This is a genomic window from Rathayibacter sp. AY1A7 (genome assembly GCF_002930845.1).
Lineage (GTDB): Bacteria > Actinomycetota > Actinomycetes > Actinomycetales > Microbacteriaceae > Rathayibacter.
On sequence record NZ_PSTL01000012.1, the window covers coordinates 70416 to 87849 of the forward strand.

Here is a 17434-nt window from a genome sequence, read left to right on the forward strand (position 1 = left end):
GTGGACGCATGTCAGCGCCATCGGACGGGACCCGCTCCCTCGTGATCGTCGGGGGAGGTCCCCGCGCGGTCGGGGTCCTCGAGCGCCTCGCCGCGAACGCCGCCGAGGACGCCCTCGGGCCGGCCGCGCTCGTCGTCCACGTCGTCGACCCGTACCCCGTCGGCCCCGGCCGGATCTGGCGCTACGAGCAGTCGCCGCTGCTGAAGCTCAACTCGCTCGCAGCCGACGTGACGATGTTCACCGACGCGAGCGCGACGATCGAGGGGCCGGTGCGCCCCGGACCCTCGCTGATCGAGTGGGCGGAGGCGGTGCGGGCCGGCCGGATCGCGCTCGCAGAGGGCGACGAAGCCGTGCGCCGCGAGCTCGACGGGCTCCGCGCCGACAGCTTCCCCACCCGCCGGCTGCAGAGCCTCTATCTGCGCTGGTTCCACCGGGAGGCGCTCGCCGCTCTCCGCCCTGACGTCGAGGTCCGCGAGCACGCGGCGCGCGTCGTCGAGGTGCTCGGCCGCGACGACGGTGCGCAGCGGGTCGTCCTCGACTCCGGCGACGTGATCGAGGCGGACCTGGTCCTGTTCTCGCTCGGGCACAGCGGCGCTCTGCCGACGGTCGACGAGACCCGGCTGGCCGGGTTCGCCGAGCGCCACGGCCTCGCCTACCTGCCGCCGTCGTTCACGGCCGACGCCGACCTCGGATCCCTCCGCGCCGGACACGACGTGATCGTGCGCGGCCTCGGCCTCGTCGCGGTCGACCTCCTGGTGCTGCTCACCGAGGGCCGGGGCGGCCGCTTCGAACGGGACGACGCCGGCGGACTGCGCTACCACCCGTCGGGACGTGAGCCGCGCATCCTGATCGGCAGCCGCCGCGGGGTCCCCTACCACTCGAAGATCGGCTCGACGCTCCAGGGAGCCGCGCCCGAGCCCCGCTGGTTCTCGGCGTCCGTCGTCGAGGAGCTGCGCTCGCGACACCGCCCGCTCGACTTCAGCGAGGACGTCTGGCCCCTGATCGCCCAGGAGATGCTCTGGGGCTACTACCGTGAGCTCTTCACCGGGCACCCCGACCGGGTGAGCACCGACTGGACGCACTTCTCGGAGGTGTTCTCGCGGCTCGACCCGCGCGCCTCGGTCCTCGCCGGCTCCCGCGGCCCGCGACCCGAAGCGGGACAGGGGTACGCTCTCCCCGCACTCGGGGCCGACGCCGAGCGGGTCCTCGGAGATGCGCGGACCCTGACCGCGCTCGTCGCGGACACTGTGCCGGACAGCCTCGACAGGCTGCTCCTCCCCGATCTCGACCGCCCGTTCGCCGATGTGCGGTTCGCCGACGGCTCGGCGCTGCAGGAGGCGGTGCGCGCCTACATCCGGGACGACCTGGCTCTGCGCAGCGGGCAGGAGCACAGCGCCACGATGGCGCTCTTCCTCGCGCTTCTGCGCAGCCACTTCCTCGTCGCCGATCTCACCGCGTCCGCGAGGTGGACGCCCCGCTCGCGGATCGAGGATCTGCACGGATGGTGGCTCGGCTGGTTCAGCTTCCTCGCGAGCGGGCCGCCCGCGCACCGTCTCGAGGAGCTGCTCGCACTCTCGGACGCGGGCGTCGTCGACTTCCTCGGCCCGGGCATCCGTGTGGAGACCTCCGAAGAGGAGGGCCGCTTCGTCGCGAGCGGCGGGGCGACCGATCAGGTCGTCCTCGCTGACGCTCTCGTCGACGCGCGCCTCCCCCGGACGTCCGTTGCGAGGAGTGACGACGCGCTGATGCGAGCGCTCGTCGCGTCGGGGTCGGCGGTCGAGGACCTCGTCGACGTCGGCGACACTCTCCTGTCGACCGGGAGGCTGCGCGTGCACCAGGACGACACCCTGCTGCGCTCGACGGCGGGAGGCCGCGTCGGCCGCCGGTACGCGATCGGCCCGTACACCGACTCGCCGTTCGTCGGCGCCTTCTCCCGGCCGGGCACGAACGCGGTGTCGTTCCGCGAGAACGACAAGGTCGCGCGCGCGCTGCTGCGCCGCCTCCGCGCACTCGACGACGAGGAGCTCGTCCGAGCCGGCACCCTGATCCGAGGAGCACGATGACCGCCGCCCCACCCCTCAGCCTCGCCGTCGCCCTCGAGGGCGCCGGCTGGCACCCCGCGTCCTGGCGCGAGCCTGGCGCCCGTCCCGACGCGCTCTTCACCGGCGCGTACTGGGCGGACATCGTGCAGCGGGCGGAGCGCGGCGGGATCGACTTCGTGACGATCGAGGACTCCTTCGCCCTGCAATCGGCGGACCCCTTCCTGGCCGACGACCGCACCGACGAGGTCCGCGGCCGGCTCGACGCGCTGCTGATCGCCTCCTACGTCGCCCCCCTCACGAGCCGCATCGGTCTCGTGCCCACGGTCACCGTGACGCACACGGAGCCCTTCCACGTGTCGAAGGCCGTCGCGACGCTCGACCACCTGAGCCGGGGGCGGGGCGGTTGGCAGGTCAGGGTGTCGTCACGCGTCGACGAAGCCTCGCACGTCGGACGACGAATCGCGGCGATCGTGCCGCCGGAGCCGGGCACGCCCCTTCTCGAGGACCCCGCGATCCGCGCCGTCGTCGACGAGCTCTTCGAGGAGGCGGCCGACGCCGTCGAGGTCGCACGGAGACTCTGGGACAGCTGGGAGGACGACGCCGAGATCCGCGACGTCGCCACCGATCGCTTCCTCGACGCCGACAAGGTGCACCGCGTCGACTTCGCAGGACGCTGGTTCTCGGTGCGCGGCCCCGCGATCACTCCCCGGCCGCCGCAGGGGCAGCCCGTCGTCGCCGCGCTCGCACACGCCGACATCCCCTACCGTTTCGCCGCGCGCTCGGCCGACGTCGTCTTCGCGACGCCTCAGAACGCAGCGGACGCCGAGAGGATCCTCCAGGAGATCGCCGAGGCGGAGCGCGGGGCGGGGCGCACGGGCGAGCGACTGCGGGTCCTCGCCGACCTCGTCGTCGTCCTCGACACCCCGGCGGAGTCCGCCGCGGCCAGACTCTCGCGCCTCGACGCTCTCGGCCGACCGCTCACCGGCGACGCCGCCGTCGCCGCCGGGTCGGCCGCGTCCGTCGCCGACCGCATCGCCGAGCTCTCACGGCTCGGCTACGACGGCGTCCGCCTCCGACCCGCGGTTCTCGCCACCGATCTGCCGCTGATCGCCGACGACCTCGTGCCCGAGCTGCGCCGACGCGGTCTGCTCGTCGGGACGGAGGAGGGCCGCACCCTCCGCTCAGCCCTGGGCCTGCCCACGTCGATCCCGAACCGCTACGCCTCCGAGGAGCAGTCATGACGCGGCGACCGAAGCAGATCGTCCTCGCCGCCTACGTGGGCGGGGTGAACGAGCACACCCTGTGGGAGCACCCCGACGCCGGCAGCCAGGTCGACTTCTCGACGTTCCGCCGCGTCGCAGAGACCGCGGAGCGCGGGCGGTTCGACTACTTCTTCCTCGCCGAGGGTCTGGCACTGCGGGAGCGCGCGGGGCGCCCGTTCGACCATGACATCGCCGGACGACCGGACACTCTGCCGCTCCTCGCCGCGCTGGCCGCGGTCACGGAGCACATCGGCCTGGTCGGCACGCTCAACGCGACGTTCAACGAGCCCTTCGAGCTCGCCCGTCAGATCGCGACCCTCGACCACCTCTCAGGCGGACGAGCGGGGTGGAACGTGGTCACGTCCTTCGACGCCTTCACGGGCGCGAACTTCCGCCGCGGCGGCTTCCTCGACCGCGCCGACCGCTACGCCCGTGCCGAGGAGGCCGTCCGCGCGGTGACGACGCTCTGGGACACCTGGACCTCCGACGCCGTGCGAGCCGATGCCCCCTCCGGCGAGTTCCTCGCCGACTCGTCGACGGGGTCGTTCGCCGTCTCGAGCAGCCAGTTCGACGTCTCCGGCCGTTTCACCGTGCCGCGCAGCCCGCAGGGCCGCCCGGTGATCGTGCAGGCGGGCGTCTCTCCGCAGGGTCGCGACTTCGCGGCGTCGAGCGCCGACGTGATCTTCTCCCCCTACCACCGGGGACCTGAGGCGCACGAGTTCGCGCGCGACATCGCGGCCCGGGTCGCGGCGGCGGGTCGCCCGGCCGGCTCCGTGCGGATCCTCCCGTCAGCCGCCGTCGTCCTCGGCGGCACCGCTGCGGAGGCGGAGGAGAGAGCGCGGTGGATCCGCGATCAGCAACTCACACCGCGCACGATCCAGGTGCTCTTCGAGCAGGTCTGGAACCGGGACCTGTCGGGCTTCGACGTCGACGGGCCGGTACCCGATCTCGAGCCCGACCTCGAGGCGCCGCCGCTGATCGAGGGCCGCGCACTGATCCACGGTGATCGCGCGGGGACCGTGCGCGCCTGGCGTGCGCTCGCTCAGGAGCGCGACCTCACCCTCCGCGGTCTCGCCGAGACCGTCTTCGACCGCACGGAGTACGTGGGCACGGCTGAGCAGGTCGCCGACCGTCTCGACGAGTTCGTGCAGAGCGGAGGCGGCGACGGGGTCGTCCTCGGATCGCACCTGCACCCGGGTGGTCTGGACGAGTTCGTCGACCGCGTCGTGCCGCTGCTGCAGGAGCGCGGTTCGCTGCGCACCGAGTACGAGGGCACGACCCTGCGGGAGAACCTCGGCCTGGAGATCCCCGCCCGGCCGTGACCTCATCCCCTCCGCCCCCTCTCCGACCTCCGAAGGAAGACCATGACCGACGCCTACTACGACCGCGCAGCCGACCGCCGCTACACCGCCGCCTACAAGAAGGAGACCCCCGACGTCCTTGCGGCGTTCACCGCCTTCGACACCGCCGTCTTCGCTCCGCAGGGTCGCGAGATCCCGCTCAAGTACCGCGAGCTCATCGCCTACGCCGTGGGCATCAGCAAGCAGTGCGTCTACTGCATCGACGGCCACGGCCAGAACGCCGTGCGCGCCGGTGCGACCGAGACCGAGCTCGCCGAATCAGCCTGGGTCGCGGCCGCCATCGGAGCCGGAGCCGCCTTCGCGCACGGCCGACTCGGCTTCAAGCTGACCGAGGACCACCCGCACTGATCGTGCCCCCGCCCCAGTCCCTCCTACCGATCGGCCGATCATGACGAACGAACCCGCCTTCAGCATCACCCTCACCCCCTTCGACGAGGACTACTCGCCGGCCCAGAGCTCCCGGATCACCACCAACTTCGCGAATCTGGCCCGCGGCGAGCGCCGCCGGGAGAACCTCCGGACCGCGCTGCGGATGATCGACGACCGGTTGAACGATCTCGTGCCGGGCGACGATCCGAGCCGCGGCCGCTACACGGTCGGGCTCGACATCGTCTCCGTCGGGCTGCGGCTCACCACGGACGGCGAGGACCGGGAGTTCCCCCTGCTGGAGGTCCTGCGCACCCGGATCCTCGACCGCCGCACCGGCCGATGTCAGCCGGGGACACTGGGGAACAACTTCTCCTCCTACCTCCGCGACCACGACTTCAGCGTGCGGCTGCCGGCGGTCAACGCCGCGCAGGCCGGCTTCACCGTCCCCGACGACTTCGGCGTCCTGCACGGCGCGCTCTTCCAGCACTTCCGGGACTCCGCGCAGTACGCGGAGCTCTCGTCGGCGCCGCCCGTCATCTGCATCAGCGTCTCGACGAGCAGGACGTACCGGCGCACCGGGACCCTCCATCCGGTCCTCGGCGTCGAGTACCGGCAGGACGAGCTCTCGCTGACCGACCGGTACTTCGCGGAGATGGGCCTCGGGGTCCGCTTCTTCATGCCGCCCGGCAGCACGGCGCCGCTCGCGTTCTACTGCGGCGGCGACCTGCTGGAGGACTACTCGGACCTCCAGCTCATCGCCACCATCAGCACGATGGAGACGTTCCAGAGGATCTACCGGCCCGAGATCTACGGCGCGCGCTCAGCCGCCGCCGACGTCTACCGGCCGGACCTGGAGCAGCAGGACTACGTGCGGCCCGCGGTCTCCTACGACCGCGAGGAGCGCGGCCGGCTCGCGGTCGAGCAGGGGCGGTTCGCAGAGGAGCACCTCATGAAGCCGCACGGGGAGCGGCTGCGGCAGTGGGCCGCCGGGTACGCGGGAGCGGTCCGATGAGCGCCCGCGGATCCTCGACGTCCCTCCCGCTCCTGCCCACCTCGATCGCCGGCAGCCTGCCGAAGCCGTCGTGGCTCGCGCAGCCGGAGACCCTGTGGTCCCCGTGGCGGCTGACCGGCGACGCCCTGGCCGAGGGCAAGCAGGACGCCCTGCGCGCCGCTGTCCACGAGCAGCACCACCGGGGCCTGGACATCGTCAGTGACGGGGAGCAGACCCGGCAGCACTTCGTCACGACGTTCATCGAGCACCTCACGGGCGTCGACTTCGAGCGGCGCGAGACGGTGCGCATCCGCGACCGGTACGACGCGAGCGTGCCGACCGTCGTCGGCGCCGTAGGGCTCGAGAGGCCCGTGTTCGCCGACGACGCCCGGTTCCTGCGCGAGCAGACCGATCAGCCGATCAAGTGGGCGCTGCCCGGCCCGATGACGATGATCGACACCCTCTCCGACCGGCACTACGGGAGCCGCGAGAAGCTGGCGTGGGAGTTCGCGACCATCCTCAACGAGGAGGCGCGAGCCCTCCAGGACGCCGGAGTCGACATCGTCCAGTTCGACGAGCCCGCCTTCACCGTCTTCTTCGACGAGGTGCACGACTGGGGTGTGGCCGCGCTGGAGAGGGCGGCGGAGGGACTCCGCATCGAGACCGCGGTGCACATCTGCTACGGCTACGGGATCAAGGCGAACACCGACTGGAAGGCGACCCTCGGGTCGGAGTGGCGGCAGTACGAGGAGTCGTTGCCGCTCCTCCAGCAGTCCTCGCTCGACATCGTCTCGCTGGAGAGCCACCACTCCCACGTGCCGATGGAGCTGATCGAGCTCGTCCGTGGCAAGAAGGTCATGCTCGGAGCGATCGACGTGGCGAGCGGGACCGTCGAGACGCCCGAGGAGGTCGCCGACACCCTGCGCCGCGCCCTCCGGTTCGTCGACGCGGACCTGCTCCTCCCGAGCACGAACTGCGGCATGGCGCCGCTGCCCCGCGACCTCGCCTGGGGGAAGCTCAGCGCGCTGAGCGCGGGAGCGGCGATCGTCCGCGAGGAGCTCGCGCCCTGACGGGCATCCGGGGAGACGGGTCGCGGCCGGCCCGTCTCCCCGGAGGTCCCGCCCGCCTCACCCCTCCGCTCGCGCCTCCTGCGCCGCGATGTCCTTCATCGCCAGGTCCGCCCGGCGGAACTGGTCCGTCTCCGGGAGCGCGAGGTGCAGTCCGGCGACGGTCGTGAGCGAGACCGTCACCTCGGCCACGGTCACGTCGAGGACGTGCCCGCCCTTCTCACGGGCGTCGTCGACGTAGTGCAGGTGATACCCGGGGACCGACACGGCCTGCTCGAACTGCGGAGTGCGGAAGCCCGCGATCGTGCCGCGGGTGTCGGCGATGCCGGTGACGCTCTGGTGGGCGGTCGCCTCGATCAGGGGCGGGTACGGCTCGGTCTGCGCGCCCACGGTCCGGGTTCGGACCTCGGTGAACCGGCCGTCGATCCGCAGGGCGACGGGGATGTTCCCGCCGTCGACCGCGTCGTCGATCAGCCGGGTGAGGCCGGCGAGACCGGTCGGCTCCTCCACCGTGAACGTCGTGGTCGCGTGGAAGGGCAGCACGGCGGCGAAGGGCGTCCGGTCGTCGCCGTCCGCGACCTGGACGGAGCCGTCGCTGCGTAGGTGGTAGCAGACGCCGTCGACGATCACCATCTCGCCGTCCAGGTGGTTGAAGGTGCCCAGCCCGAGGTCGCCGTGGGTGAGCAGCTCGCGGATCGTCAGGTCCCCGTCGTACACCCCGGCCAGCAGCGCGGCCATGGTCGAGCTCTGGTAGATCGCGTAGTCGTCGGTCGAGTCGACCGTGTGCGTGCTCATTCGAAGGCGTCCTCGACCAGGTGGGCGGCGATGTCGACGTTGCGGCTGTAGTCCACCGCGACGTCGATGATCGAGACGCCCGGCTCGGCGAGGGAGGCGCGGAAGGCCTCCTCGAACTCGGCGAGGCCGCTCACCCGCCTGCCCGTGGCGCCGAACGCCGCCGCGAACTTCTCGATGTCGTAGTCGCCGAGCTGGACCCCGGACTTGCGGCCGTACTTCAGCAGCTGCTGGAAGCCGACCATGTCGTAGGTGTCGTCCCGCATGATCACGTGCGTGAACGAGAGGCCGAGCCGCGTCGCCGTCTCGATCTCCGTCGCGGAGAACAGGAAACCTCCGTCGCCCGAGACGGAGACCACCGGGGTCCCGGGGCGCAGGAGGCTCGCCGCCATGCCCCACGGGAAGGAGACGCCGAGGGTCTGCTGCCCGTTCGAGAAGAGCAGGTGCTTGGGCTCGTACACCCGGAAGTGCCGGGCCATGAAGATGTAGTTCGAGCCGATGTCGCAGGCCACGGTGGCGTCGTCCGAGAGCAGGTCGCGCATCAGGAGCACGAGGCGGGCGGGATCGACGGTCCCGGGAGCCGCCTCGGCCGTCCGCGCCGCGTCGTCGATCCGCTCCAGTTCGCTCCGGTGCCGGGCGACCCGGTCGGCCGCGTCCTCGTCGAGCTGCAGGCCGGAGACGAGCGGCGTGAGGGCCGCGACGGTCTGCGCGAGATCGCCCTTCAGCTCCAGCGCCGGCAGGTAGTGGTTGTCCAGCGGGGCGTCGACGGAGTCGATGTGGACGATCCGGCGGTCGACGTCGCTGTTCCAGATCACCGGGTCGTACTCGACGGCGTCGTAGCCGATCGCGACGACGAGGTCGGACTCGGCGAGGGCGAGGTCGGCGGTCTGGTTCTTGAAGAGGCCGACGCGGCCGAGGTAGTGGTCCTCGAGCTCGCGGGGGACGAGGCCGGCCGCCTGGAACGTCTCGATCACCGGCAGCTCCGTCTCGCTGATCAGGGCCCGCAGGGCCGCGACGGTCTCCGGCTCCGACGCGCGGAGGCCCACGAGGAGGACGGGCCGCTCCGCGGTGTTGATCAGGTCGGCGGCGTGCGTGAGGTCCTCGGCGCGCGCCGGACCGCTCGTCGGCCCCGTGGCCGCCCGGGTGATGACCTGCGAGGTCGGCGCGGCCATCACGCTGGCCGACAGGACGACCGCCGCGGCGCCTCGGGGCTCGGTGACGGCGGCGCGGAAGGCGTTGCTGACCGCCTCCGAGACGTCGTCCGGATCCGTCGACTCGACCGCGTACTTCGTCACGGTGGTGAGGAAGGCGGCCGCGTCCATCGACTGGTGCGTGCGCTTGAGGCGGTCGGAGAGCTGCACGGCCCCGGCGAGCGCGACGACCGGGTCCTGCTCTGTGTTGGCCGTGAGCAGGCCGGTGGCGAGGTTGGTCGTGCCGGGGCCGGAGGTCACCAGGACGACGCCCGGGCTGCCCGTCAGCCGTCCCACCGCGGCGGCCATGAAGGCGGCGTTCTGCTCGTGCCGGCAGACGATCAGCTCCGGCCCCTCGTCGGCGAGGACGTCGAAGACCGCGTCGATCTTCGCTCCCGGGATCCCGAAGACGTACTTCACGCCGTTGGCGGTCAGGGTCTCGATCACCCGCCGTGCACTGCGCGTCTCGACGTTCGGCTGCTCCATGGTCGGCTCCGCTCTCTCCTCGGTTGTACCGACGAGCGTAGGAACGGGGGCACCCGGAGCGACCCGGTCAGATGACTCGTTCTGCCGGTGCATCTCCGGCGGCGTACCGATCGCAGTGACGGAGCGCTCGGCCGGGACACGCTCGGCTCCCCCGCCGACGGTCTGCTCCGAGAGTCGTCCGACGCTCGCCGCGACGTCCCCGGTCGTGATGGACTTGCCCGCATGATGATCTCTCCGCGCGAGTCCGCGCACGACACGAAGGCAGGCGTCTGATGGCCGAGGAGCGCGCGATCCTCGCGGGCGGATGCTTCTGGGGGCTCCAGGAGCTCATCCGCGACATGCCGGGCGTCTTCAGCACCCGCGCCGGTTACGCCGGCGGCAGCACGCCGAACGCGACCTACCGCCACCACGGCGACCACGCGGAGGCGGTCGAGATCGAGTTCGATCCCGAGCAGCTCTCCTACCGCGACCTGCTCGAGTTCTTCTTCCAGGTGCACGACCCGACGACGAAGAACCGTCAGGGCAACGACATCGGCACGGCCTACCGCTCCGTGATCCTCTTCCTCTCGCCTGAGCAGGAGAGGGTCGCGCGTCAGACGATCACCGAGATCGACGCGTCGGGCCGCTGGCCCGGACCGGTCGTCACCGAGGTCGAGCCCGCCGGCGAGTTCTGGGACGCCGAGGAGGAGCACCAGGACTACCTGCGCAAGCACCCCGGCGGCTACACCTGCCACTGGGTCCGGCCGAAGTGGGCGCTCGACGCCTGATCCCGGTCACGCGGGACGCGGGGCCCCGGGCTCCGCTCCCGCGGGCACGGCTCGCGCGCGGTGCGCGAAGAGAAGCACGACGGCGACCGCCGAGAGCACCAGGGCCGGCGTCGGGGCCCAGGCCGGAGCGAGCGTCACGGTCGCCGCTCCGACGACGGCCCCGACCGCGAGGCTCGCGACGATGAGCGCCTGGAGGGTCCTCGACCCGGACGAGCGCTCGGCGAGCTCCTGCATCAGGCTCGTGAGCGTGCCCGTGACGAACGTGGTCGTCAGGCCGGCGGCGCCGGAGATCCGCTTCGCGAGCACGGTCTGCAGCCCCAGCGCCGCCGCGCTGGTCGCGATGAACGCGCAGTCCACGAGCAGCGACGTGCCGCCCTGCACCGTCGGCCAGGCGACCGCGACGGCGAGCTGCAGGACGACCCCCACGAGCGCGATCGAGCGGAGCGGACGTCTCCCGTCGCCGGTCGACGGCGTGCGCGCCCGGGTCGTGCGGAACCCGGCGTAGACCGCTCCGGCGAAGAAGACGATCGCCGTGACCGCTCCGGCCGCGGTCGTCAGCCAGGCGGAGCGGGGGTACAGCCCCAGCAGCACCAGGTTGCCCGTCATGTTCGCGGTGAAGATGCCGCCGAGCAGGAGGAACGCGAACGCGTCGGTCGCGCCCGAGGCGATCGCCAGCAGCACCAGGGCGAGCCTGAGTCGCGCGGGGCCGGTCACCGCCGTCACGCGCGGCCCTCACCCATGGAGCTGCCGCCAGGTGACGATCTGCTCGCCGCGGAGCTCGTAGCTCCCGAAGCAGCGGAGCCAGTGGCCCTCCCCCGTGTCCGAGCGGAGGTGCAGGGCGTGCTCGGTGAGGACGACGCTGCCGGCGACGGCGATCGTGACGAGGGCGATCCGGATCTCGGTGAACGCCCGGTGGACCTCGTCGCACATCTCGAGGACCCGCGCCCGCCCCGCGATCTCCTGCGAACTCGACGCACTGTAGACGACCTCCGGATGCAGGAACGGGACGAGCTGGCGGCTGTCGCGAGCGCTCCACACCTCGAGGAAGTCGCGCACGACCAGCTCGTTCTCGATCATCGCGACGCCCCGCACCGATGCGTCCTGCCAGCTCTCGGCCATGGGTCCTCCCGCCGTCCCCGCACCGACACTCGTCGATGGCGACGAGCCTGCCCGAGAGCGCCCCGGGCGCCTACGCGTCGGATGACCCGATCTCCCCGCCGGCGGGCTCACCGCGCGTGGGCCGTCGCCAGCTCGCCCCAGTGCGTCGTCGCCCGGAGCGAGAGGGCGTCGCGCTTCATCGTCCACACCGGCCCCGTGCGGATGCCCGCCAGCCCGAGGCCGACCGCGGACCGGCCGTGGCGCTTCGTCACGGCGTCGATGGTGGCGCCGAGGCCCTTCGTGTCGAAGGCGGTGTGGAAGATCTCGAGCAGCGCGTGGGAGTGCCGCGGCGACAGGTTCGTGAGGATGACGCCGGCCCGCACGTAGCGCGCGCCCTCCCGCAGCCGCGGGCGCAGGGTGCCGATCGCGGCCTTGACGATACCCACCGGGTCGTCGGTGGGCACGGGGAAGCCGGCGATGCCGCCGGCGGACTCGTACGGCGCGTCCGCGAACGGCGACGTCGACGCGAACACGCTCATCGTCCTGGTGACCGACTCCTGAGCGCGGAGGCGGTGTGCGGCGCGCTGGGCGTAGACGGAGAGCACCTGCTCCATGTCCGCGATCGTCGTCACGGGAGTGGCGAAGGACCGGGAGAAGATCAGCTGGTCGCGGACGGTGCGGGCGGCCTCGAGCGGGATGCAGTCGACGCCGCGCAGCTCGTAGACGGAGCGCTGCAGGACGACCGAGAACTTCTTGCGGATCAGCGCGGGGTCCGCGTCGCGGAGGTCGCGGACGGTGTGGATGGACAGCTCCGCGAGGCGCTTCCCGGTGCGGCCGGCGACTCCCCACAGCTCGGTGACGTGCTGCGAGGCCATGAGCGCGTCGAGCTGCTCGGGCGTGTACCAGTCCGTATCGCAGACGCCCCCCAGGCGCGGGTGCTTCTTCGCTCCGCCCTTGTTGACGAACTTCGCGAGAGTCTTGCTCGGCCCGAATCCGACGCAGACGGGCAGGCCGACGTTCTTCGCGACGGCCGCCCGCATCGCCCGGCCGATCTTCGCCCGCTCCGCCACGTCGCCGTCGACGCCGAGGAAGGACTCGTCGATCGAGTACACCTCCTGCCAGGCGGAGTAGCGGCCCAGCAGCTCCATCACGCGCGCGGACAGCTCGCCGTACAGCTCGTAGTTGCTCGATCGGGCGATCACCTCCGGGAGGCGACCGGAGCGGATGAGCGGCTCGATCTGGAACCAGGGCGTGCCGTTCTCGATCCCGAGCCTCTTCACCTCGTCGGAGCGGGCGACCACGCAGCCGTCGTTGTTCGAGAGGACGACGACCGGCCGGCCCGCGAGCCTCGGATCGAACAGCCGCTCGCAGGAGACGTAGAACGAGTTCACGTCGACCAGGGCGATGCGCCGCTCAGAGCGCACGGTGCAGCCGGTGGAGGCAGACGGTGACGACGCCCCACACCTGGAGGTCGCTCAGCTCGGCGACGTGGATCGGCGGGTACTCCGGGTTCTCGGCCCGCAGCACCACTCCCCCGGGGTGCAGCTCGAGGCGCTTGACGGTCAGCTCGCCGTCCAGGATCGCGATGACGACGCTCCCGTGCGTCGGCGTGATCGACCGGTCGACCACGAGCTCGTCGCCGTCGCTGATGCCCGCGCCGACCATGCTCTCGCCCGAGACGCGGACGATGAACGTCGACGTCCTGTCGCGGATCAGGTGGTCGTTGAGGTCGAGGGACCCGTCGAAGTAGTCCTGCGCCGGCGACGGGAATCCCGCCGCCACCGCCTCGCTGGTGACGAGGAAGGTGACGGCGACGGCGTCCGAGGCCGGAGTCGCGATGCGCTCCACGACGGTCACACCCATGGTCGGCTCCCTCCTCGTGGTATCGAACGTGTGTTCGAACGCGTCCGAGTGTAGGTCGGGGGCACCGACATTCGGGAGGCGCTCGGCGCCGTCCTCGATCGCCGGCGGGGACGATCATCGGCGATGCCGCCGGTCGCCGGGAGGAGTGGCGCGTCGGCCGACGCGGGCCCAGCGTCTCTGGAGCCTTCTCCGGCACGATCCGACCTCATCCCCTCGGAAGGAGCCCCTCCCATGCGCGCATCCCGTCCCCTTCCCGGCGACCCCTGGCCGTCGGAGATGGTCATCACGGTCGAGGACAACCCCTCAGCGCTGCTCGAGCTCCTCTGGATCCGCGAGGCGCGGGGCCTCACCCCGGCGGGCGACGGGCCGCCGCCGCTCGAGCGGTCCCCGGAGCGGGTCGGGTCGGCGGAGCCCGGCGCCGACGAGCAACGCGCCTGGCCTCAGCTGTGGCAGGACTGCGTCGAGCATCTGGCGGTCGAGACCGGCCCGCTCCTCCGACGGCTCTCCAGCACCGCCGACGGATCGCCCGAGCGCGCACGCCTCCTCGACCTCGCTCGCGGCCCCGGCTGGCGGGAGCGCTTCGGCGACGACTCCCTCGGAGCTCCCTTCCGCGCCTGGCACGACGAGCTGCGGTCCGCCCAGATGGACGCACGGGACGTCCCTCTGGACGCCGCCCCCGAGCGGCGCTGCCTCGGCTTCCTCGTCCCCGCCTTGGAGGCCGGACTGACGACGGTGGTCACCCTCCCCTGCCGCGGCGAGTACACGCGCGCCGTCTCCGGCTCGGTGCTGCTCCTGACCGACAGCGACCACCGGGACCCGGACCGCTACGCGGCCGCGCTCCGCCGGTTCGCCGACGGCTCGCTGGAGTGACGGGGCACGGATCTCCGGATCGGATGAACGCTCGCGCGCTCCGGACGGTATCCCCCTCCGAGCCGCCGATCTCCGGCGACCGCAAGTCTCGAGGAGTGCACGATGACCAGGAACATCAGAGTCGGTATCGCAGCTGTCGCCGTCGCGGGCGTGATGGCGGTGGCACCCGTGCTCGCCGGTGCGAGCAGCGTCGCTCCGGCCGCGGCGACCAGCGACTCCAGCAGCGCGTCGGACAGGAACCTGATCAACGCGGTCCGCTCCGTGGCGGCGAAGCTGCGGGTCGTCGGACTCTCCGACGGCGGCACGAAGCTCGTGCAGTTCAACCCGACCAAGCCCGGGAAGGTCACGAACCGCGTCGCCGTCACCGGCCTCACCGGCGGCGACACCGCGCTCATCGGCATCGACTACCGGGTCCAGGACGGCGCCCTCTACGGCGTCGGCGACAACGCGGCGAGCGCCGGCGTCTACTCCATCAACCCGTCCACCGGCGTGGCCACCCAGGTGACCCGTCTCACCGTGGCGCTGAGCGGCACCTCCTTCGGCGTCGACTTCAACCCCGCCGCCAACGCGCTGCGCGTGGTCAGCGACACGGGCCAGAACCTCCGTCAGCCGTTCGCCACCGCGGGCGCCGCGACGGTCGCCGACGGCACGCTCAGCTACGCCGCGCCCGCCGTGGCCACCGGTGTCGCCGGGGCCGCGTACACGAACAACGACCTCGACGCGAACAGCGCGACCACCCTGTTCGTCCTCGACACGGCCCTCGACCAGATCGCCATCCAGTCCCCGGCCAACGCCGGCACCCTGGCGCCGACCGGGAAGCTCGGCCTCGACGCAGCGGGTGCGACCGGCTTCGACATCTACTCCGTCCTCCGCAACGGCAGCTCCATCGGCTCGGTCGGCCTCGCCGCCGTCAACGGGGCGCTCTACGAGATCGGACTGCTGAACGGCACGGCGACTCCGCTCGGCGCCATCGGGGCGAACGTCACGGACATCGCCGTTCCGCTCGTCCAGCGCTGACCCGAAAGGCTCCCGGCGACCGCGCCCCTGCCGACCGACGCTCCCGGTGAGCGCCGGTCGGCAGGACGCCGGTCGGCAGGACGCTCCGGCGGGCCGCCGGGGCCGAGAGCCCTCGTCGGAAAGTTCACTCAGCTATGCATCACCGTTCACCCACCGATGCGGCGATGAGGAGTGAGATGAGCGTGCCCCTTTCCGGGGTCTCACCTCTCAAGGAGTCCACGACGTGACACGACTGTTCCGCTCCGCGAACCGCGGACGCTCCGCTCTGGCCCTCTCGGCCGCTGCTCTGGTCTGCGCCGCCGCCCTGGCCGCACCCGGCGCCGCCACTGCCGTCGGTGCCGCCGACCTCTCCGCCACCGGCGGAGCCGCCCGCATCTCCCCGGTCGACGCCGACCTCTCCGACTCGCTGCGCGCAGCGGTGAAGGAGCAGGACGCGAAGAACGTCATCCTCCTCATCGGGGACGGCATGGGCGATTCGGAGATCACCGTCGCCCGCAACTACCAGTACGGAGCGGCCGGCCGCTTCCCCGGGATCGACGCCCTGCCGATCACCGGCCAGTACACGACCTACTCGCTCTACCGCGCGGACGACCCGGCGACGGGCGCCGTCAAGGGCGCCCCGGACTACGTGCCCGACTCCGCCGCCACCGGCAGCGCCTGGGCCACCGGCACCAAGACCTACGACAACGCCATCTCGGTCGACATCGACCAGCAGCGCAAGGACACCCTCCTCGAGATCGCGAAGGCGAACGGCCTGAAGACCGGCAACGTCACCACCGCCGAGATCCAGGACGCCACCCCGGCCGTGCAGGCCGCCCACGTCGACGCCCGCAGCTGCTACGGACCCGACAGCGCGAGCTGCGGCGACGACGCGCTGGAGAACGGCGGACTCGGCTCGATCAGCGAGCAGATCCTCGACACCCGCGCCGACCTGACCCTCGGCGGAGGCTCGGCCAGCTTCGCGCAGGTCGCCCGCGCCGGCGACTGGAGCGGCGAGCCGCTGTTCCAGCAGGCCGCGGAGCGCGGCTTCCAGGTGCTCGGGGACGCCACGACTCCCGCCACCGCCGCGCAGCTCGACGCGCTGACCGTCGCCGACCAGGACGCGCCCGTGCTCGGACTGTTCAACTCCGGCAACCTGCCCGTCCGCTACGCGCCCACCCCGGCGACGGTCGGCGGAGCGGACGCCGCCCCGCAGACCTGCGCCGCGAACCCCGACCGTCCGGCCGAGCAGCCGACGCTCCGCTCCATGACCGAGAAGGCGATCGACCTCCTCGACACGGGCGACAAGGGCTTCTTCCTCCAGGTCGAGGGCGCGAGCATCGACAAGCAGGACCACGCCGCGAACGCGTGCGGCCAGATCGGCGAGACCGTCGACCTCGACGAGGCCGTCCAGGCCGCGCTCGCGTTCGCCGAGGCGGACGGGAACACCCTCGTCATCGTCACCGCCGACCACGCCCACTCCAGCCAGATCGTCGACTCCACCCCCCCGACCTCGCTCAGCACCGCGCTGAAGACCGCCGACGGCAGCACCATGAAGGTGTCGTACGGCACCGCCGCCGAGGGCGGATCGCAGCAGCACACCGGAACGCAGCTGCGCATCGCCGCCTACGGGCCGGGCGCGGCGAACGTCGCCGGGCTCACCGACCAGACCGACACGTTCTTCACCATCACGAACGCGCTCGGAGTGGACCGCGACATCCGCTCGATGAGCTTCGGAGCCACCGCCGAGCTCTCCGGCTCGTCGTTCGCCCCCGGAGCCGACGTCACCCTCACCGCGAAGGGCTTCAACGGGGACACGCAGCTGATCGGCTCCGCGCCCCTGTTCACGGACCGCACCGCGACCCGCGACCTCGCCGGTGGCGGCCTCACCGTCACGGCGAAGGCGCCCACCACGCCCGGCGACTACAGCGTCACGGTGACCGGCGACCAGACCGGCAAGGCGATCACCCTGCCGTTCACCGTCACCGAGCGGCCGAAGTCGAGCACCCCCATCACCGACAAGGTCAAGGACCTCGGCGGGAAGCTGATCGACAAGATCCGCCAGCACTGAGCACTCGTCGGCCCGGCTCCTCTGGAGGAGCGCGGGCCGACGGAGTCGCGGGAAGGGCCGTCCCTCGGGGCGGCCCTTCCTCGCGTCGGGGGGGTGTCGGCACGACCGGACCGGTGAGCCCGCCTCCGATCAGGACGCGCCGACTCCCGGCGACCGGTCGCGATGCGGCACGGCCCCCGCGCGCTGCACGATCGAGCGGATCAGCGCTT

16 protein-coding genes are annotated in these 17434 nt (G+C 72.1%); 10 read left to right on the forward strand and 6 right to left on the reverse strand.

The features are described from left to right. Positions 1 to 8 precede the first annotated feature (8 nt). From C5B95_RS10895 to C5B95_RS10920, 6 genes are read left to right on the forward strand one after another with little or no spacing between them, the layout of a single operon-like run. Entirely contained in the window at positions 9 to 2063 is a 2055-nt protein-coding gene (locus C5B95_RS10895; protein WP_104291813.1) for an FAD/NAD(P)-binding domain-containing protein, read from the forward strand. Then, entirely contained in the window at positions 2060 to 3283 is a 1224-nt protein-coding gene (locus C5B95_RS10900; RefSeq protein ID WP_104226542.1) for an LLM class flavin-dependent oxidoreductase, read from the forward strand. Before C5B95_RS10895 ends, C5B95_RS10900 begins: the two co-directional genes overlap by 4 nt. Beyond that, a complete protein-coding gene (locus C5B95_RS10905) occupies positions 3280 to 4626 on the forward strand; it encodes an NtaA/DmoA family FMN-dependent monooxygenase (RefSeq protein WP_104223292.1) in 1347 nt (448 codons plus the stop codon). Before C5B95_RS10900 ends, C5B95_RS10905 begins: the two co-directional genes overlap by 4 nt. 42 nt (positions 4627 to 4668) lie before the next feature. Continuing rightward, on the forward strand, positions 4669 to 5013 hold the full coding sequence (locus C5B95_RS10910; protein ID WP_104223293.1) for a carboxymuconolactone decarboxylase family protein: 345 nt from the start codon (positions 4669 to 4671) through the stop codon (positions 5011 to 5013). Between the two features lie 40 nt (positions 5014 to 5053). Then, positions 5054 to 6046, forward strand: a complete 993-nt coding sequence (locus C5B95_RS10915; RefSeq protein WP_104349150.1) for a putative oxygenase MesX — start codon at positions 5054 to 5056, stop codon at positions 6044 to 6046. Continuing rightward, positions 6043 to 7095: a methionine synthase gene (locus C5B95_RS10920; RefSeq protein ID WP_104226544.1), complete on the forward strand. Its 1053-nt coding sequence runs from the start codon at positions 6043 to 6045 to the stop codon at positions 7093 to 7095. Before C5B95_RS10915 ends, C5B95_RS10920 begins: the two co-directional genes overlap by 4 nt. A 57-nt stretch (positions 7096 to 7152) precedes the next feature. On the opposite strand, the gene budA is transcribed toward C5B95_RS10920, so the two are convergent. Both budA and alsS read right to left on the reverse strand, forming a co-directional pair. Beyond that, complete coding sequence (gene budA, locus C5B95_RS10925; protein ID WP_104223295.1) at positions 7153 to 7887, reverse strand: acetolactate decarboxylase; 735 nt, start codon at positions 7885 to 7887, stop codon at positions 7153 to 7155. Further along, positions 7884 to 9560, reverse strand: coding sequence for an acetolactate synthase AlsS (alsS, locus tag C5B95_RS10930; protein ID WP_104349151.1), 1677 nt, complete (start codon positions 9558 to 9560; stop codon positions 7884 to 7886). Before alsS ends, budA begins: the two co-directional genes overlap by 4 nt. A 272-nt stretch (positions 9561 to 9832) precedes the next feature. On the opposite strand from alsS, the gene msrA reads away from it, so the two are divergent. Beyond that, positions 9833 to 10327, forward strand: a complete 495-nt coding sequence (gene msrA / locus C5B95_RS10935; RefSeq protein WP_104226547.1) for a peptide-methionine (S)-S-oxide reductase MsrA — start codon at positions 9833 to 9835, stop codon at positions 10325 to 10327. A gap of 6 nt (positions 10328 to 10333) precedes the next feature. Here msrA and C5B95_RS10940 read toward each other — a convergent pair whose 3' ends face one another. The 4 genes from C5B95_RS10940 to C5B95_RS10955 form a co-directional block, all read right to left on the reverse strand. Then, positions 10334 to 11050, reverse strand: coding sequence for a YoaK family protein (locus tag C5B95_RS10940; RefSeq protein WP_104349152.1), 717 nt, complete (start codon positions 11048 to 11050; stop codon positions 10334 to 10336). Between the two features lie 9 nt (positions 11051 to 11059). Next, entirely contained in the window at positions 11060 to 11446 is a 387-nt protein-coding gene (locus tag C5B95_RS10945; protein WP_104262240.1) for a nuclear transport factor 2 family protein, read from the reverse strand. A 107-nt stretch (positions 11447 to 11553) separates the two neighbouring features. Further along, entirely contained in the window at positions 11554 to 12849 is a 1296-nt protein-coding gene (locus C5B95_RS10950) for a Y-family DNA polymerase (RefSeq protein WP_104349153.1), read from the reverse strand. Further along, positions 12839 to 13288: a LexA family transcriptional regulator gene (locus tag C5B95_RS10955; RefSeq protein WP_104238880.1), complete on the reverse strand. Its 450-nt coding sequence runs from the start codon at positions 13286 to 13288 to the stop codon at positions 12839 to 12841. The genes C5B95_RS10950 and C5B95_RS10955 overlap by 11 nt, the downstream gene beginning before the upstream one ends. A 231-nt stretch (positions 13289 to 13519) precedes the next feature. On the opposite strand from C5B95_RS10955, the gene C5B95_RS10960 reads away from it, so the two are divergent. The 3 genes from C5B95_RS10960 to phoA all read left to right on the forward strand — a co-directional run bounded on the left by C5B95_RS10960 (position 13520) and on the right by phoA (position 17225). Next, positions 13520 to 14158 carry a hypothetical protein gene (locus tag C5B95_RS10960; RefSeq protein WP_104349154.1) on the forward strand — a complete coding sequence of 213 codons (639 nt, stop codon included), beginning with the start codon at positions 13520 to 13522 and terminating at the stop codon, positions 14156 to 14158. A gap of 102 nt (positions 14159 to 14260) precedes the next feature. Further along, the gene (locus C5B95_RS10965) at positions 14261 to 15175 is read left to right on the forward strand and encodes a DUF4394 domain-containing protein (protein ID WP_219813843.1); all 915 of its coding nucleotides are present in this window, start codon (positions 14261 to 14263) and stop codon (positions 15173 to 15175) included. Positions 15176 to 15398: 223 nt separating this feature from the next. Further along, entirely contained in the window at positions 15399 to 17225 is a 1827-nt protein-coding gene (gene phoA, locus C5B95_RS10970; protein WP_308471274.1) for an alkaline phosphatase, read from the forward strand. The last annotated feature ends 209 nt before the right edge of the window (positions 17226 to 17434 follow it).

Coding starts and splice junctions, on each gene's coding strand:
- C5B95_RS10900 (WP_104226542.1), top strand. CDS start 2,060: ATGACCGCCGCCCCACCCCTCAGCCTCGCCGTCGCCCTCGAGGGCGCC.
- C5B95_RS10895 (WP_104291813.1), top strand. CDS start 9: ATGTCAGCGCCATCGGACGGGACCCGCTCCCTCGTGATCGTCGGGGGA.
- C5B95_RS10960 (WP_104349154.1), top strand. CDS start 13,520: ATGCGCGCATCCCGTCCCCTTCCCGGCGACCCCTGGCCGTCGGAGATG.
- C5B95_RS10965 (WP_219813843.1), top strand. CDS start 14,261: ATGACCAGGAACATCAGAGTCGGTATCGCAGCTGTCGCCGTCGCGGGC.
- C5B95_RS10910 (WP_104223293.1), top strand. CDS start 4,669: ATGACCGACGCCTACTACGACCGCGCAGCCGACCGCCGCTACACCGCC.
- msrA (WP_104226547.1), top strand. CDS start 9,833: ATGGCCGAGGAGCGCGCGATCCTCGCGGGCGGATGCTTCTGGGGGCTC.
- budA (WP_104223295.1), bottom strand. CDS start 7,887: ATGAGCACGCACACGGTCGACTCGACCGACGACTACGCGATCTACCAG.
- alsS (WP_104349151.1), bottom strand. CDS start 9,560: ATGGAGCAGCCGAACGTCGAGACGCGCAGTGCACGGCGGGTGATCGAG.
- C5B95_RS10945 (WP_104262240.1), bottom strand. CDS start 11,446: ATGGCCGAGAGCTGGCAGGACGCATCGGTGCGGGGCGTCGCGATGATC.
- C5B95_RS10920 (WP_104226544.1), top strand. CDS start 6,043: ATGAGCGCCCGCGGATCCTCGACGTCCCTCCCGCTCCTGCCCACCTCG.
- C5B95_RS10955 (WP_104238880.1), bottom strand. CDS start 13,288: ATGGGTGTGACCGTCGTGGAGCGCATCGCGACTCCGGCCTCGGACGCC.
- C5B95_RS10905 (WP_104223292.1), top strand. CDS start 3,280: ATGACGCGGCGACCGAAGCAGATCGTCCTCGCCGCCTACGTGGGCGGG.
- C5B95_RS10915 (WP_104349150.1), top strand. CDS start 5,054: ATGACGAACGAACCCGCCTTCAGCATCACCCTCACCCCCTTCGACGAG.